The following is a 17,722-nucleotide window of genomic DNA, read 5'->3' as shown; positions in this document are numbered from 1 at the left end:
TTTAATTAGAATTAATCTAAATGCAAATATAGACTTTAGACTAGTATTTTACAGAAACTTTGATTGAAATTAACGATGCTGTAACAGGAATTCTTGATGCTGTTATTTATAAGTTGAAATTGATTTTTGGATTTTCTAATAAATTAGTTTTTTTGATTCTGAAGATAAACACCCACCTTTAATCCTCCCTTAAGGGAGGAAACAATACGTATTCACATCTCATATCTAACTTCTCATACACCACTTTAAACTTCTATTCTTTAGCTTCAAGTACTTCTGGCTCCCAGAAATGTGCTTCGAAGTTGATAATCTGGTCGTCTATAACTTCAATTCCTTCAGCTTCTAAAAGCTGCTGCATGGCATGAGTTCCAGAAAAATGATGTTTCCCTGTTAAAACGCCATTTCGATTGACTACTCGGTGTGCAGGAACATTTTCTAAGTTATGAGAAGCATTCATAGCATAACCAACCGTCCGGGAACTTTGTGGCGAACCAATAGCTTTGGCTATAGCTCCATAACTGGTTACTTTTCCTTTTGGAATTTGCCTAACTACGGCGTATACTTTTTGATAAAAATCTGCTGGGAGTTTACTCATAATATATTCTGATTGAAGTAACTGCAATTAAAATTAGCATTAAAATAGCCATGAATAAATTAGATCTTTTGGCAAATAATCTTCGGTCTATGCCAATCCTAATAAATGAAAATATATATAAATAGAGTGTAGCAAATGTACCTAAAGCTGCCGCTAAGGAAAAGAAAAAAATACTCCATGCATCGTAATCTGCTTTTGCATCTGTGTTAAAAAGCGTGCTGATAACTACAAAAAAAGGAATCGGAAAAATATTGATAATGGACATGCCAACTCCTTTAAAAAAACTTTTTTTGGACTTAAATTTTTTATGTTGAATTGGTTTTTGTTTCAATCTGCTTTTTACAAAAAAGTAAATGCTTAATATGATTAAAATTACCAAACCCAAACGAAGCAAAATCACCCGAACACTTGGGTTGGTTGATATGTAGCGAGACATAAGAATGGCAACCAAGGCTTGAAAAAAAACAACAAAAGATGCGCCAATAGCCATGATTAATCCGTTTCTTTTTCCTTCTGAAAGTGAAGTTTTAACCACCGACATATTAATTAAGCCTGGTGGAATTACTCCAGCTGCTGCTGCAAAAAAAGTAAAGAAGAAAAGCTTTGTTGTTTCCACTTAATTAAAAGTTAAGTCTAAATTTAGTGTAAGTTATGGCTTTGTTTTTTTCTAAATATTGCTTTTCGTAAAAAGTTTGAATTTCTACTAATTCAGAAGCAATTTCATTGTTGTTGTAAATATCGTGATGTGCGTATAAAAGTTCATGATTGCTGCCCTGAATCAAGCCTAGCGTATAACCATGCATAAATTCACTATCTGTTTTTAAATGAATGATTCCATCGGGTTTTAAAATGCGATGGTATTTTTTTAAAAATTCTGGATTGGTCATTCTGTGTTTAGTGCGCTGGAATTTAATTTGTGGATCTGGAAAAGTAATCCAGATTTCGGAAACTTCATCAGGTGCAAAAAGCAAATCTACCAATTCGATTTGAGCTCTTAAAAATTTAGCATTGGGAATGTTTTCTTCGGTAGCTGTTTTTGCTCCGCGCCAAAATCGAGCGCCTTTAATATCTATACCTAAAAAGTTGAACTCTGGATGTCTTTTGGCTAATTCAACTGTATATTCCCCTTTTCCGCATCCCAATTCTAAAATCAACGGATTCTTGTTTTTGAAGAATTGGGAAGCCCATTTTCCTCTTAAAAAATAATCCTTATTTATAATTTCTTCCCGTTCTGGTTGAATTACGTTTTCAAATTTTTCGTTTTCTTTGAAACGTTTTAGTTTATTTTTACTTCCCACTTTAGCTTTAATTTTTGGCAAAATTAGGTATTTTTCAAGCTTCTAATGAAGTTGCCAGAGTATTTATGCCACAAAAAACCATTTTAGTAGCTCCTTTAAATTGGGGTTTAGGTCACGCCACGCGTTGTGTACCCATTATTCATGCGTTGCTGGCAGATGGTTTTAAAGTTGTTTTAGCTTCAGATGGAATGGCATATCAATTTTTAGAGAAAGAATTTCCACAGCTTCCAATTTACAAATTAGCTTCCTTACATGTGTTCTATGCTGAAAAGAAAAAGTGGCAAACACTAAATATGTTGAAGCAAATTCCGAAATTATATAAATTTATATCTGAAGATCAATTAGCGATTGAAAAATTGGCTAAACAAATTAAGATTGATGGAATTATTTCAGACAATCGTCCGGGTGTTTTTTTAGCTGAAACTCCTTGTGCGTACATCAATCATCAATTGAATGTAAAAAGTGGTGTTGCTACTCCATTTAGTTCAAAGCTACACCAAAATCTAATGAAGAATTTTGATGAAATTTGGGTGCCTGATGTTGAAGATGAACCTAGTTTAAGTGGTGAGTTGGGACATTTATCCAAAGCGAAAAACTTGCCTACAATCAAATATTTGGGTTGGTTGAGCAGACTGCAACCTGAAAATAATTCAATTATATATGATTTTTGTGCGGTGATTTCTGGACCCGAGCCGCAACGTACTTTATTTGAAAATGCACTGGAAGAATTGTTTCAAAAATTGCCCGGATGCAAAGTTATGGTGACCGGAAACCCTGATAAGAATGATAATTCTGAAGATTTTGAAAAATGCGGGATGTTGAATTCTTCTGAATTAAATCGATTAATAGCTCAATCTAATCTACTAATTTGCCGTTCGGGATATACTTCACTTATGGACTTGTTAAAAATGCAAAAACAGGCTTTATTAGTTCCAACTCCTGGACAATTTGAGCAAGAATACCTAGCTAAGCGAATGCAGGAATTGGGTTGGTTTTCGGTTTGTAATCAAGAAGATTTACTTGAATATACACTAAAAAATATGGAAGCAATTCAAACGAATAGGCTTCCAAATTTTCAAGATTTAAAATTGGATTTCTCTTTGTTTAAGTAGTGACTCACAAATTCTTACACCATAAAAATGTTCAAAGGTTATTGATGTTTTCTTAACCACTAATCGAAACAACTAAATATTTATTTTTTAATATTTAGTTGTTTGAAATCATCTGCTTTTTTCAAGGTGAAAGAAAAAGTACTTCCTTTTCCAAATTCACTTTCTACGGCTAAATTTTCTTGGTGTGCTTCAATAATGTGCTTTACGATAGATAAGCCTAAACCTGAACCACCTTCTTTTCTAGAGCCAGATTTATCTACTCTGAAAAATCGTTCAAAAAGTCTCGGAATGTGTTCTTTTTCAATACCAATACCATTATCAATTACCTTTATAATTAGGTGTTCTTTATTTACATCTTCAATACTTACCAAAGTTTCGCCCTTCTTTTTTCCATATTTAATTGAATTGACAATTAAATTGGTTAAAACTTGTTGAATGCGTTCTTTGTCTCCATGAACTAAAACAGGTCGTTCATAGTTTTTATCTAAGCTGATGGAAATTTCTTTTTTAGCCGATTTCATTTCGAGTAACTCAAAGACATTGTCAATCATTTCAATAATATCAAAGTCGTCTTGATGCAGATTTAAATCGCCAGTTTCTAGTTTGGTTATCATATCTAAATCTTTTACAATGTACAGCAATCGGTCTACACCTTTGCTGGCGCGATTTAGATATTTCTTTCTCACTTTTTTGTCTTTTATAGCACCATCTAAGAGCGTAAGAATGTAACCTTGTACAGTAAATAAAGGAGTTTTCAGTTCATGCGAAATATTTCCCATAAATTCTTTTCGGTAATTTTCCCGAACCTGCAAGGTTTCAATTTCAAGCTTTTTGTCTTTTGCAAATTTTTCAACTTCAGATTTAAGTGAACCAATATCGGTAGTAATTTTACTTTTGCTAAGCGATGCTGAATCTAACAGTGAAACGCTATCGTAAATAGATTTGACTCTTCTGTAGATGAAAATTTCAACCCGGATTTGAATCAGAAAAAAAGAAACTACGAAGCAAACCAAGATGAAAAAGAATATGGACGTCCAGTTAATTTCAAAGAAAATCCACTCAAAAATAAAGATTAAAACGCTTAGTATGAGTGTTATGTAGAGTGATGTGAATAACGCAAATCGATACGTCTTCTTGAGTTTAGTCCCCATTATTTACAAATTTGTAACCTACGCCTTTAACAGTTTTAAAGAAGTGATTGCCTAACTTTTCTCTCAATTTTCTAATGTGAACGTCTATGGTTCTGCCACCAACAACTACATCTTCTCCCCAAACATGTTGTAAGATTTCATCCCGTTTAAATACTTTGTTAGGGTCTGAAGTTAGCAGTGCAAGTAGTTCGAATTCTTTTCGAGGTAAACTTAACTCTTCTTCGTTAATAATAATTTTGTACTCGTGTTTGTCTATGGTTAAATCTCCAACAGTGTAAACTTCTTTTTTATTTTTCTCTTTAAATCTTCTCAATAAAGCTTTTACCTTACTAATAAGTACTTTCGGTTTAATGGGTTTGGTAATATAGTCATCTGCTCCAGCATCAAATCCTGCTATTTGAGAATAATCTTCACTTCTTGCTGTTAAAAAGGTAATGATGGTTTCGTTTAGCACATCCATTTTCCGCATTTGCTCGCAAGCTTCAATGCCATCCATTTCTGGCATCATTACATCTAAAATTATTAAATGTGGTTTTTCTTTTTTAGCTTTTTCAATTGCTTTTAAACCATTACTTGCTGTAAATACTTGGTAACCTACATGACTTAGGTTGTAAGATAGGATTTCAAGAATATCTGGCTCGTCATCTACTATAAGTATTTTGGTATTTTCTTTTTTCATCTTGCTTCTTTTAATTGTTCGCAAAATTAGTTGCTAAATCAGTATTCAAAGTTAATTAAACTTTATTAGTCTGTACCGGTAATTTCCCAATGTTAATAGAGTGTAAATATAAGGTTATAAAATTAATACAGTTATTTGAGTGTTTCGCATTAAGTTGTTTAAAATCAAATATCTATGTTGAATTTTTACTCAATGTTAAGCGTGCTTAACATACGCGCATCATTCTTTAAACTTGAGTTTACATTAAAACAAAAATGCTGCTGTTTATTTGCACCGAAATAATACATAACAACATTTAACATGAAAAATTTAATTAATTCTTTTTTACTATTAGCCATGTTTGGCTTTCTATTCACAAGCTGTGATAGTGATGACGACAACAACGTTGGAACAGGCCCAGGAACAGAAACTAATTTCTCAGAAGATGCTGACGAGTGGACAACATCCGTAGAGCAAGGACAACAAACCACAGGTGCAAATTTAAGTGTGTTTGGTTGGACATATGCTGCAAGTCAAGCCGCAAGCTCAATTGATGGATTAGATTATGATAACCCAAGTTGGACTATTTCTAACCCGCAACCAGACGAAACTCACTCAGGTTTTATTGATAGTGATGAAACTTGGACTAACGATCGTGTGCACCTTTTAGACGGAAAAGTGTATGTTAATGATGGAGCTTCATTAACTATAGAAGCTGGTACTTTAATTAAAGGTAAGCAATCTTCTGGTTCGAATGCTTCTGCACTTATTGTTTCTCAAGGCGGAAAAATATTTGCTAACGGTACTGCTCAGCAACCTATCATCATGACATCTGAGCTTGATAATATTACATTAGGGTCTAACGCAGGAACTAATCTTGGAGTTAATGACAATTCTTTATGGGGAGGTTTATTAGTATTAGGTAATGCAAGAGGTTCTTTTTCAGGAGATGCTGTATCTATTCAAATTGAAGGTTTGCCAGCAACTGAGCCAGGTGACTATGGTGGTACTGATGATGCTGACAACTCAGGTGTTATTAATTACTTGTCATTAAGACATGGTGGAGCAATCATCGGGTCTGATAACGAAATTAACGGAATTACCCTTGGTGCAGTTGGTAGTGGCACTCAAATTTCAAATATTGAAGTAGTAGCTAACAAAGATGATGGTATAGAATGGTTTGCAGGAACTGTTGACGTACAAAACGCATTTGTATGGGGTTGCTCTGATGATCAATTTGACTTTGATGAGGCTTACTCTGGAACTCTTTCTAATGCTGTGTCTGTTTCGACAAACCTTACTGATCACGCCATGGAAATTGATGGTCCTGCCGGTTCTTATCAAGCTGCATTTACTATTGATGGATTAACTTTAATAGGTGATACTTCTACAGTTGTAGATGGTGTAAGTGGAAACAGAGAATATGCTGATCTTAGAGATGGAGCTTTGTGTACAATTAAAAATGTATACGTTTATAATTTTAGATCTGGATCTGATGTTGAATTAGATGATGCAGATACACTAGAAAATTATTTAAATGGTAATGTTTCTTTTGAAAACTGGCAAGTTGTTTATCCTGTTGGAGATGACAATACTGTAATGTGGAACAACACAGTTGAGTAATATTAAACAAAACAAATTAGCTAAATATAGATTACCAATAGTAATTGAAAATTATTTAGTTGTTTGAATCAGCCAAGCTGCTTACTTCATTTCAATGTGGTAGGCAGCTTGTTTTTTAAAATTTTGAAGTAAAATTCACAGAATATATGAAAAATCAATTATTAACTATTTTACTAGTATTTATAAGTTTAACTACTTGGGCTCAAAATGGAATTGTTACAGGCGTTGTTAATGATGGGGAATTAAATGACGTTTTACCATTTGCAGACGTTGTTGTGAAAGGAACAGGAAAAGGAGTAACCACTGATTTTGATGGAAAGTATTCCATAGAGTTAGAGCCAGGTACTTACACATTACTTTTTTCTTTTGTGGGCTATCAAACAAAAGAAATAACTGATGTTAAAGTTGAAGCAAATAAAGACGTTATAGTAGATGTTGTTTTAAATGTAGCAGAAGGTCAGTTAGATGAAATTATTATCACAACTACAGCACGAAGAAACACAGAATCTTCTGTATTAAACCTTCAAAAAAAATCGGTAAATTTATTCGATGGCTTATCTCTAGAAGGAGTTAAAAAAACAGGTGCGAGTAATATTGCTTCTGCCGTAAAATCCGTACCCGGAGTTTCCTTACAAGGTGGGAAATTTGTATATGTTAGAGGTTTGGGTGATCGTTATACTAAGTCTACTTTAAACGGGATGGATATTCCTGGATTAAACCCAGATCGGAACACCGTACAGCTTGATATTTTTCCAACCAATTTGATAGAAAATGTAATAGTATACAAAGCACTTACAGCCGACTTGCCAGCAGATTTTACAGGTGGTGCAGTAGACATTGTTACCAAAGATTTTTCATCTAGAGAAGAATATAACTTTTCATTTGGGTCGGCTTACAACCCATCTATGCATTTTAACGGAGATTTTATTCAAGAAGATGGTTCAGGTACAGATTTTTTAGGTTTTGATGATGGATTACGGTCAGACCCTTTTTCTTTGGGAGTTAACACCCCACAACCTAACCAAAATGATCCTAGAACAACAGATATTACAAGAGAATTCAATCCAACTATGGCTGGTGAAGAATCCATGAGTTTTATGAATTTTAATATCGGATTTAGTACTTCCAATCAATTTAATGTAGGCGATAACAAATTGGGCTATAATGCTTCTTTAGCTTACCGAAGTGAAGTCACACACTATAATGATTTTACTCAAAACTTCCTTTTCAAACCACAAGAATTAGATGATTTTGAATTGATTCCCAACCGTCTTCAAGAAGGAAGATTGTCTAAACAAAACACTTTAATAAGCGGTTTAGCTGGCCTTACTTACAAAACTGATTATTCTAAATACAAGCTAATTTTTATGCGTATTCAAAATGGTGAAAAACGTGCTGGTGAATTTGATCAAGAGAGTTTTATAACCAATGCAGCTACTTTTGTAAGTGAAAATTTAGAGTATACAGAAAGTTCTATTTCCAATGTTCTCCTTTCTGGTGAACATTCCTTTTCCCAAGAAAGTAATTTATTGATGGACTGGAAAGTTAATGCTGCCTTGTCTAGTGTAGATGATAAAGACGTACGTTCTACTTTATTTGAAGTAGATGATGGTCAATTTATTATCAGACCAAGTATCGGCGAACCAAGGCGTATTTGGAGAGATTTAGATGAAACTAATTTTTCTAGTAAATTAAACTTTGATTACAATCATAATTTATTTAATAATGCTGCCAAATTGAAATTTGGGGGTGCACAAGTTTACAAACAAAGAGATTTTACTATCAATCAATACGTGATAAGAATTGATGGCACTCCTGCAGAAGGCTTTAATGGTGATCCTAATAGGTTATTAATTGGAGGAAATCTATGGACACCTAATAATTCAGGTGGAACATATGTGTTTAATACTTTTGAGCCAGCCAATCTTTTTGAATCTTACTCATCTGTTTATGCTGCCTATGCTTCTGAAGAATTTAAAATATCCGAAAAATTAAAAAGTATTTTAGGGCTAAGGTTTGAAAAATACGATTTGTTTTATACCGGACAAAACACCATTGGAGATATTAATTTGGATAATGAAAATATTTTAGATGAAGCTGATTTTTTTCCATCAGCCAATTTAATTTATGCATTAAATGATAATACTAATCTTAGGTTATCCTATGCTCGTTCTACAGCAAGACCTTCCTTTAAAGAAGCTTCTATTGCTCAAATTTTTGATCCAATAACAAACATTACCTTCAACGGAAATTTAGATTTAAAGCCAACTTATGTAAATAATTTTGATATCCGATACGAACTATTTGGTGATGATGGTGGTTTACTTGCCTTTAGTGTTTTTTACAAAGATTTTAAAGACCCTATTGAATTAGCTATTTTTGGTATTGAGGCAATTAATGATGTGCAGCCTAGAAATTTAGGTGAAGCACAAGTATTTGGAGTTGAAGTTGAATTTAGAAAAAACCTAGGGTTTATTTCTTCTTCACTAGAAAAATTATCCTTGAATACCAATGTTTCCATTATTCAATCTGAACAACAAATGAACGAAGCCGAATTTGAAGCACGACAAATGTCAGCAAGAGTCGGTGAGAATATTGACAACAAAAGACAACTTCAAGGTCAATCGCCTTACTTGGTAAACGCGGGCTTAACTTATGATGATGCAGATAAGGGACTACAAGCTGGATTTTACTATAATGTACAAGGCGAAACTTTACAAATTGTAGGAATTGGTCAAGTAGCAGACGTATATTCAGATCCTTTTCATAGTTTGAATTTTAATGCATCTAAAAAATTCGGTGAAGATCAAAATCAAACCTTCACATTAGGTGTAGATAATTTACTTAATGATGAGGTGCAATCATTCTACCAATCCTTTAATGCAGAAGATGCTTTGTTTTCAAACTATAGTCCAGGAATAGAGATTTCGCTCAAATACTCTTATACATTTTAACTTTAAGTAATTGTTATAAAAGAATTCATTCAATACTAGTAATTCAAATTTTATTACTTTTGCAACAACTAAAAATTAAACAAAATGAAAAAAATTACCTTATTACTAACTTTACTAATTAGTGTATTTGCAATAGGACAAACTCCTGTTTTAACTATGATTTCTGATGGAGACTGCTCAGGTGGAAATCCAAAAGTAGTTGAAATTTATGCAGATGGCACTGTTGACTTTGCAAATTATTCACTAGAAATTCAAACCAATGCTAACGACACTTGGGGAAACACTTTAAACCTTACAGATTTAGGTGTTGTAACTGATGATTTTGTGTACATCCATAAAGAAGATGAATCTTTTGCAACTGAATATCCAAGTGCTACAAATGTACTTTCAACAAATTCAAGTGCGGTAAACTTTAATGGTGACGATAGAGTTAGAATCATTGAAGATGCAACAAGTACTGTTGTAGATCAATATGGTGCTGAAGCTACCGATGGAACTGGAGAAGTTTGGGAATACCAAGATGGGTATGCCAAGCGCAACGACGGTTCTGGTCCAGATTTTGGCTTTTTTGCAGGAAATTGGTCTTACTTTAACGGAGCTTTAGACGGTGAAGGTACTTGTCAAGGTGGTGCAACTTTCGAATCTATAATTGGTACAGCAACTTATACCCCTGAAGGTGGAAGCAATGATCCTGCTGTATTTATAACTTCTCCAGCAAATAACGCTGTTTTAGATCCAGGGACTACCAGTGTAGATGTAGCTTTTTCTGCTCAAAACGAACCAGCTGGCGCTCAGTTTGATATCACTGTTAATGGCTCAACTACAACAGGTGTTACTTCTCCTTTTAATTTAACTACGCAAAACGGTGAATCCTATACTGTAGAAGTTGAATTACTTGACGGACAAAGCATAGCTGCTTCTGCTAGTATTGACTTTAGTGTTGCAGACGTAACTCAAGTTGCAGATATTGCTGCTTTACGTGCTGATGTTGATGCTAACGGAGATGGTGGATTTTATGAAATTACTGGTCCAGTAACATTCTCTCACGGAGATAATTTTAGAAACAGAAAGTGGTTTCAGAACGAAACTGGTCCTGGTTTAATGATTTTTGATTTTGATGGCATTATTGACAATGATGTATATGCTTTTGGAGATCAAGTTACTGGTTTAACAGGACAATCTAACTTTAATAATGGTGTTCTTCAATTATTGCCTACTGCAGATAATGGTGTGGTAACAGGGAACAACGAACCATCTGTTCAGATTTTATCTTTAAGCGAATTCATTAACAATTATGAATCTTATGAGTCTATTTTAGTTGGATTTCAAAACGTGTCTTTCCCAAATGCAGATGGTACACTTACTTTTGAAAACGGACAAAATTACGATTTATCAGACGGCACAAATACAATTACATCTCGTACAGAGTTTTTTAATGTAGACTATATTGGAACAGTAATTCCACAAGGAGAATTAGCTGGTGTAGTTGGTGTAGCAAGCGAATTTAATGGAGATCCACAAATATTTTCAAGATTTTCTGCAGACATCGATGTAACTTTAAGCATTGCTAACTTCGATAAATCAGAATTTGCTATTTTCCCAAATCCAGCATCAGGAAAAGTTAACTTCAAGTCTCCAATAGGAGAAACTTTTCAAGTAGGAATTTATAACGTATTGGGTCGTAAGCTTATGGACGCAGAAATATCAGGAGATACTCCTTTAGATATTTCTAACTTACAATCAGGAATTTATATGGTACAATTTGGTGAAGGAAAAGGAAGCTTCACTAAAAAATTAATCGTTCAATAAACCGAACATTTTTTCTTATAAAAAGGGCGTCGCATTTTGCGATGCCTTTTTGTCTATATGTATTTTTGAAGCATTATGAATAAGCCCAAACACTTTTCATTAAGTCCTAAAAACTTCACAGAAGAAGCACTAAGGTTATTCGCTTTTCAATATGAAAATAATCTAGTTTATCAACAGTTTTGTAAGCTGTTAAACAAGAATCCAACTAACATTAATGAATTAGAAGCTATCCCGTTTTTGCCTATTGAATTCTTTAAAACACACACTATTTTGAGTGATTCTAGTTCAATTGAAGCCATTTTTACTAGTAGTGGGACAACAGGAGATCAAACCAGCAAACATCATGTAACAGATTTATCAATCTATGAAAATAGTTACCTTAAGGCTTTTCATCAATTTTATGGTGATGTGGAAGATTATTTGGTTCTAGGTCTTTTACCATCTTATTTAGAGCGAAACGGGTCTTCGCTAATTTACATGGTAAACCATTTTATTAAAAAAAGTAAATATGCAGAAAGTGGCTTTTTTTTAGATGATTTTGAATTGCTTAAAAACACCATTGAAAAGTACGATGGCAAACGAAACATTTTATTGATAGGTGTAAGCTTTGCTTTATTAGATTTTTCAGAACAATTTCAATTTCAGTTAAAGTCTACTATTATCATGGAAACCGGTGGAATGAAAGGAAGAAGAAAAGAAATGATCCGGGAAGAATTACATGAGCAATTGAAATCTGGTTTTGGAGTTGAGCATATTCATAGTGAATACGGTATGACGGAGTTGCTCTCTCAAGCTTATTCAAAGGGCAACGGAATTTTTAATTGTCCCTCAAGTATGAAAATCTTAATTAGAAATACAGACAATCCTTTAGAGATTCTTCAGCAAAATCAAACAGGTGGCATCAATGTAATTGATTTAGCTAATGTTAACTCTATCGCTTTTATTGCAACCCAAGATTTGGGTAAAGAAATAGGAAATAATCAATATCAAATTTTAGGCAGATTTGATCATAGCGATGTTCGTGGGTGTAATTTAATGGTACTTTAAATACCAAACCTTATTTACTTCTTTTCAAGAACTATGATTTTCACAAAATTTCGAATCGACCTTAAAATAGTCCGTTTATCGTTTCAATTTTTACTTTCAAAGTTTCAATTTGCTAACATATTGAATAGATCTAAAAAATAATTATTTGATAATCAACTTAATAAATGAAATAATTATTTTTTGCTTTTTTTGTTGTTTACTGTAGAATATAGCCTACATTTGTATATGAAATTTTCATAATAGATTGGTTAGTTAATTTGCCTGCTCATTTTTATAGTGAGCAGGTTTTTTTTTTGACTTTAATTTTAAGAGCCTATAAAAAAATGTTAATTCGAATAAATTCTACACTGCATTAAAGAAAAGTAATATATTTGCCGTGGATGAAGTTTTTCATAATAGATTGGTTAGTTAATTCGCCTGCTCTCCCGAGCAGGCGTTTTTTTTTGTCTCAAAAAAAAACAGCTCCTAAAGAGCTGTTTCTATTTCTTCTATGATAAGTAGTAATTATTTGAAGTAACTAAAATCTTCTCCTTCCTTCATGGCTAAAAGCGAATTGTAAATTAATTCAATTACATTTTTAACGTCATTTTTATGCACCATTTCTACAGTGGTATGCATATAGCGTAAGGGAAGCGAAATTAGTGCTGAAGCCACACCACCATTGCTGTAGGCAAAAGCATCAGTATCTGTCCCCGTCATTCTACTAGCGGCCATTCGTTGAAAAGGAATTTTGTAATCATTTGCAGTTTTAATCAACAATTCTCGAAGTTTGTTTTGCACAGCAGGTGCATAAGAAATTACAGGACCGTCGCCCATTTTGGTCAATCCTTCTTTTTCTTTTTTAATCATTGGTGTAGTTGTATCATGACAAACATCAGTTACAATAGCAACATCAGGTTGTATACGTTGGGTAATCATTTCTGCACCACGTAATCCAATTTCTTCTTGTACAGAGTTTGTAATGTATAAACCAAAAGGAAGTTGGATATTGTTTTCTTTTAATTTACGTGCTACTTCGGCAATCATAAATCCACCCATACGGTTGTCTAAACCACGGCAAACAAACTTGTCTTCATTTAAAATAAAAAATTCGTCTGGATAAGTAATTACACATCCAACATGAACACCAAGTTTTTCAACTTCTTCTTTAGAAGTACAACCTACATCAATACAAATATTGTCTAATTTCGGAGTTTCTTCTTTGTCGCCTTTTCGGGTATGAATAGCTGGCCAACCAAAAACACCTTTTACAATTCCGTTATCTGTATGAATATTCACTCGCTTAGAAGGCGCTATCATGTGGTCGCTACCACCATTTCGAATAACATAAATTAAACCCTCGTCTGTAATGTAGTTTACGTACCAAGAAATCTCGTCTGCATGGCCTTCAATTACCACTTTGTATTTGGCTTCTGGATTAATTACACCTACCGCTGTTCCGTAAGTGTCCGTAATAAATTCATCTACATAAGGTTTTAAATAGTCCATCCACAATTTTTGACCTTCCCATTCATAACCTGTTGGAGATGCATTGTTTAAATATTTTTCTAAAAATGCTAAAGAATCTTTCTGCATGTTGTTTTAATTTAATTTTGAATAGTTGCGAATTTAATAATCTTTTGAGACTAAAATGTTTATGAATACCTAATTTTGGCACGCATATAGCATTTGAATGTTTTTATGAAAAAGTATAGCCTTTATTACAGCCTTTTTTTCTTGTTAGGAATAAATTTCGTTTCCTCACAAGAAAATGATTCCATTGCTAAACTTGAACAAAAAGACAGCTTAAATTTAGAGTTTTATGAATTTGTAAACGACTCTGTTTTTGAAGATGCAGAGTATTTAGATGAAGTTTTAATACTTCCGAAATTGAGCTTTCAAAACAAAGAAGATTTACGAGAATATTTAATTTTAAAGCGAAAAACTAAACGAGTTTGGCCTTATGCAGTTTTAGCTGCTAACCGTTTAGATAGTTTAAATGTAAGACTTTTAAAAATTGATTCGAAGAGAAAACGAAAGCGGTATACTAAAATGATTCAAAATTACATTGAAGGAGAATTTACAGATGAACTTAAAAAATTGACCAAAACCGAAGGACAAATTTTAGTAAAACTGATGCACCGACAAACAGGCGAAACTACTTTTGATTTGGTGAAAGAATTGCGAACGGGCTGGAGGGCATTTTGGTACAACACTACTGCAAAGCTTTTTAATATTTCATTGAAGGAAAAATTTAATCCTTACGAAGTGCGAGAAGATTTTTTAATTGAAGATATACTGCAACGCGAATTCAGTAAACGCACATTAAAAGATCAACAGCCTGCAATTCATATCGATTATTATGAGTTAACTTCTGTTTGGAAAGATAAAGTGCACATTTTCAAACAAACACCTAAAGCATCACCTCAAGCAAATTAATATTCGTTGGTGGTATTAAAATCGTTATACGCACTCATGCCATGTTCATGCTGATCAAGTCCTTCTACTTCTTCACGACTTGAAACACGTATCCCGATAGTTTTTTTAATCGAAAAGATAAACACCCAAGCAGTTACACAACAAAAAACACCAATAATAGCAACTCCAGTTAATTGATGCAGAAATTGTGACCAACCGGCCATGCTACCAAAAATTCCTACTGCTAATGTTCCCCAAATACCGCAGAATAGATGAACCGCAACAGCTCCAACAGGATCATCTAAACGTAACCGATCGATTAAACTTACTGCGAGCACGATTACAATTCCTGAAACAACTCCAATGGCAATAGCTTCTAGTGGAGACATTAAATCTGCTCCTGCCGTAATTCCTACTAAACCGCCTAAAATTCCGTTTAAAAACATACTTACGTCTAAATTTTTATACAATAATCTAGAAAATATAAAAGCGCTCATTCCTCCAGCAGCGGCAGCCAAACTAGTGGTTACGAGAACCAAAGAAGTTTCTGCTGGGCTTGCGGAAAGCACGGAACCGCCATTAAAACCGAACCAACCCAACCACAATATAAATACGCCCGCAGTAGACAAGGGAATATTGTGCCCTAAAATTACTTTCGATTTTCCTTCGCTGAATTTACCTATTCTCGCACCTAAAAGAACAATGGCTACAAGCGCTGCCCAACCGCCAACGGAATGCACCAAAGTAGAACCAGCAAAATCGTAGAAACCGAGTTCATCTAAAAAACCGCCACCCCATTTCCAAGAACCAACAATGGGGTAAATTAATCCTAGGTACAACACACTAAACAACATAAATGCGTCTAATTTTATACGTTCAGCTACTGCGCCAGAAACAATGGTAGCCGCTGTTGCCGCAAACATGCCTTGAAAGATAAAATCGGTAAAATAGGTGTAACCACCATCAGCATAAGTAAATTCATTGCCGTTTTCAGGTAAGCTGATGCCAAATCCTGAAAAGCCAAGAAATCCATTAAATGTTCCTGGATACATCAAACTGAAACCAACCACATAATATAAAAGTAAGCCAGCACAAATGATGAAAATGTTTTTGAAAAGTATATTGATGGTGTTTTTCTGCCGGGTTAGCCCAATTTCTAAAAGTGAAAAACCCAAATGCATAAAAAATACCAAAGCAGTGCAGACCATCATCCAAACATTATTTGCCGTAAATAGTTCCTGATTCATTTTTGAATGTTTTTAGTTAATTGCAGTTTTCCCTGTTTCCTTGGTGCGGATTCGGTAAGCTTGTTCGATGTTAGAAATGAAAATTTTCCCATCACCTACATCTCCAGTAGCTGCGGAATTGAGCAGCATATCCACCGTTTTGTCTACAAAATCGTCTGAAACGACAATGACTAAATGACGGCGTTGTATATCACTTGTGCTATACGAAACGCCACGGTACACATGACCATGTTTTTCGTTACCCACGCCAGTCACATCCCAATAACTAAAAAAATTTACTCCAATTTCTTGCAAGTCTTTTTTGACTTGATCGAATTTAGATTTCCGAATAATGGCTTCAATCTTTTTCATGAATTAAGCTGATTTTAATTTCGGGCTTAAAAGTAGTGAAATTCAAAGAAGCTGTCCAAATTATTTAGGGGTGATGCTTAATTTTTGTGAAATAAATAAAAAGTAACCCCAATAATTTAAGGGTATGTAATAATGAGAAGTGTTTTATTTGAATTATGAAGAATAAAAACAGGGGTGATTTTTAAATTGAATAAACTTCAACGACTATTCCAAGTTTTTTTTAGTCGGAACACCTAGTTTCTTCAATTTTTTGATGTCTTTTACCAAGTTTTGTTGACCCGTTAATTTTTTCATGGCATCTTGGTATTTGTTTTTACTGGAATCAATTCGGCTTCCTAAAGTTTCTAATTCTTCAATTAAACTGGCAAATTTGTCGTGTAGATTTCCTGCGTGTTTGGCAATTTCTAAGGCGTTTTGCTGTTGTTTTTCGGTTTTCCAAATCATTTCAACCGTGCGCAAAGTAGAAAGTAGAGTAGTGGGGCTCACCAATAAAATGTTTTGTTGAAAAGCATCGTAAAAGAAATTGGCATCTTCGCTTTGTGCTAAAAACAAAGCCGGTTCAATGGGTATGAATAGCAAAACAAAATCGGGACTTTTTACACCATATAAATCTTCGTATTTCTTCTCTTTTAATCCTTTAATGTGATTTTTTAATGAGATTAAATGCGCTTTTAAAGCATGTTCTTTTTCTTTTTTGTCTTCAGAAGTCACATAGCGTTCATAAGCAGTTAAACTCACTTTGGAGTCGATGATCATTTTGCGTTGGTCGGGTAAATGAACCACCACGTCGGGGAGTTGTGTTCTGCCACTTTCATTCTTGTTTGCTACTTGCACATCGTATTCAATTCCTTTGGTTAGTCCCGATTTTTCTAGCACTCTTTCCAAAATGACTTCGCCCCAGTTGCCTTGCATTTTGCTATCGCCTTTTAGCGCTTTAGTTAGATTTTGTGCTTCTTCCGAAATACGAATGTTTTGTTCGCTCAAATGCTTCAACTGTTGTTCTAACTTTGAATTTTCCTTGATAAAGGTTTCATTGTTCTTCGAAATTTGTTCTTCAAAAACCTTTATTTTTTCCTGTAAAGGTGACAGAATCTGATGGATATTCTTCTGATTCACTTCCGTAAATTTCTCCGTTTTCTGATCAAGAATCTTCTGGGCTAAATTTTCAAATTCCGTTTTAAATCGCTTTTCCAATTCAACTAAATCTGTTTTTTGTTCATTTAGTTTTTCTTGCAAATGCTCGTTCTGGCTTTGCTTCCGAACTACATCTTGTTGCAGTTGGTTTTTTTGCGAGTCACTTTCCTGCAATTGTTGACCAATTTTTTCTTTTTCATCAGCTTTTTTTTGCAACTGAATTTCAAGCATTTCTAATTTGGTGTTCAGTTTTCCTTGCTTGGTTTTTTGCCCGAATACAAAACCTAAAATCAAGGTAACTACAGCTAGCATTCCTATTCCTATGTATTCCATATTTACTTGATAT

15 protein-coding genes are annotated in these 17,722 nt (G+C 33.9%); 6 read left to right on the top strand and 9 right to left on the bottom strand.

Annotated features, from left to right (window positions below; translation table 11 throughout):
• Window positions 1-253: 253 nt before the first annotated feature.
• The 3 genes from IEV72_RS08270 to trmB are packed head-to-tail and all read right to left on the bottom strand — an operon-like array spanning window position 254 to window position 1,893.
• The gene (locus IEV72_RS08270; RefSeq protein WP_188458620.1) at window positions 254-595 is read right to left on the bottom strand and encodes an MGMT family protein; all 342 of its coding nucleotides are present in this window, start codon (window positions 593-595) and stop codon (window positions 254-256) included.
• Complete coding sequence (locus tag IEV72_RS08265; RefSeq protein ID WP_188458619.1) at window positions 588-1,211, bottom strand: LysE family translocator; 624 nt, start codon at window positions 1,209-1,211, stop codon at window positions 588-590. Before IEV72_RS08265 ends, IEV72_RS08270 begins: the two co-directional genes overlap by 8 nt.
• Before the next feature lie 4 nt (window positions 1,212-1,215).
• Entirely contained in the window at window positions 1,216-1,893 is a 678-nt protein-coding gene (gene trmB / locus IEV72_RS08260; RefSeq protein ID WP_188458660.1) for a tRNA (guanosine(46)-N7)-methyltransferase TrmB, read from the bottom strand.
• Window positions 1,894-1,907: 14 nt separating this feature from the next.
• Between trmB and IEV72_RS08255 the strand changes: the two genes are divergently transcribed.
• Window positions 1,908-3,005 (top strand): glycosyltransferase, encoded by a 1,098-nt coding sequence (locus IEV72_RS08255; protein ID WP_188458618.1) that lies wholly within the window; start codon window positions 1,908-1,910, stop codon window positions 3,003-3,005.
• Between the two features lie 80 nt (window positions 3,006-3,085).
• Here the strand turns inward: IEV72_RS08255 and IEV72_RS08250 are convergent, their stop codons facing one another.
• The gene (locus IEV72_RS08250; protein WP_188458617.1) at window positions 3,086-4,156 is read right to left on the bottom strand and encodes a sensor histidine kinase; all 1,071 of its coding nucleotides are present in this window, start codon (window positions 4,154-4,156) and stop codon (window positions 3,086-3,088) included.
• Complete coding sequence (locus IEV72_RS08245; protein WP_188458616.1) at window positions 4,146-4,835, bottom strand: response regulator transcription factor; 690 nt, start codon at window positions 4,833-4,835, stop codon at window positions 4,146-4,148. Before IEV72_RS08245 ends, IEV72_RS08250 begins: the two co-directional genes overlap by 11 nt.
• Before the next feature lie 300 nt (window positions 4,836-5,135).
• On the opposite strand from IEV72_RS08245, the gene IEV72_RS08240 reads away from it, so the two are divergent.
• From IEV72_RS08240 to IEV72_RS08225, 4 genes are all read left to right on the top strand, one after another.
• Window positions 5,136-6,437, top strand: coding sequence for a beta-helix domain-containing protein (locus IEV72_RS08240; RefSeq protein ID WP_188458615.1), 1,302 nt, complete (start codon window positions 5,136-5,138; stop codon window positions 6,435-6,437).
• Between the two features lie 146 nt (window positions 6,438-6,583).
• Complete coding sequence (locus tag IEV72_RS08235) at window positions 6,584-9,391, top strand: TonB-dependent receptor (RefSeq protein ID WP_188458614.1); 2,808 nt, start codon at window positions 6,584-6,586, stop codon at window positions 9,389-9,391.
• Between the two features lie 84 nt (window positions 9,392-9,475).
• On the top strand, window positions 9,476-11,200 hold the full coding sequence (locus tag IEV72_RS08230) for a T9SS type A sorting domain-containing protein (protein WP_188458613.1): 1,725 nt from the start codon (window positions 9,476-9,478) through the stop codon (window positions 11,198-11,200).
• Between the two features lie 75 nt (window positions 11,201-11,275).
• Window positions 11,276-12,247 carry a LuxE/PaaK family acyltransferase gene (locus IEV72_RS08225; RefSeq protein WP_188458612.1) on the top strand — a complete coding sequence of 324 codons (972 nt, stop codon included), beginning with the start codon at window positions 11,276-11,278 and terminating at the stop codon, window positions 12,245-12,247.
• 504 nt (window positions 12,248-12,751) lie between these two features.
• Here IEV72_RS08225 and IEV72_RS08220 read toward each other — a convergent pair.
• Entirely contained in the window at window positions 12,752-13,822 is a 1,071-nt protein-coding gene (locus IEV72_RS08220) for a M42 family metallopeptidase (protein WP_188458611.1), read from the bottom strand.
• A 105-nt stretch (window positions 13,823-13,927) separates the two neighbouring features.
• Between IEV72_RS08220 and IEV72_RS08215 the strand changes: the two genes are divergently transcribed.
• Window positions 13,928-14,665: a DUF4294 domain-containing protein gene (locus IEV72_RS08215; RefSeq protein ID WP_188458610.1), complete on the top strand. Its 738-nt coding sequence runs from the start codon at window positions 13,928-13,930 to the stop codon at window positions 14,663-14,665.
• Here IEV72_RS08215 and IEV72_RS08210 read toward each other — a convergent pair.
• From IEV72_RS08210 to IEV72_RS08200, 3 genes are all read right to left on the bottom strand, one after another.
• Window positions 14,662-15,891: an ammonium transporter gene (locus IEV72_RS08210; RefSeq protein WP_188458609.1), complete on the bottom strand. Its 1,230-nt coding sequence runs from the start codon at window positions 15,889-15,891 to the stop codon at window positions 14,662-14,664. The two genes, IEV72_RS08215 and IEV72_RS08210, sit on opposite strands and share 4 nt — an antisense overlap.
• 12 nt (window positions 15,892-15,903) lie before the next feature.
• Window positions 15,904-16,242, bottom strand: a complete 339-nt coding sequence (locus IEV72_RS08205; RefSeq protein ID WP_188458608.1) for a P-II family nitrogen regulator — start codon at window positions 16,240-16,242, stop codon at window positions 15,904-15,906.
• Between the two features lie 204 nt (window positions 16,243-16,446).
• A complete protein-coding gene (locus IEV72_RS08200; RefSeq protein ID WP_188458607.1) occupies window positions 16,447-17,709 on the bottom strand; it encodes a DNA recombination protein RmuC in 1,263 nt (420 codons plus the stop codon).
• Between the last annotated feature and the right edge of the window lie 13 nt (window positions 17,710-17,722).

It is taken from the genome of Psychroflexus planctonicus, from assembly GCF_014640195.1.
GTDB classification, from domain to species: Bacteria; Bacteroidota; Bacteroidia; order Flavobacteriales; family Flavobacteriaceae; genus Psychroflexus; species Psychroflexus planctonicus.
The sequence above is the reverse complement of the archived record's forward strand: the minus strand, read 5'-3'. Positions and strand labels throughout refer to the sequence as shown.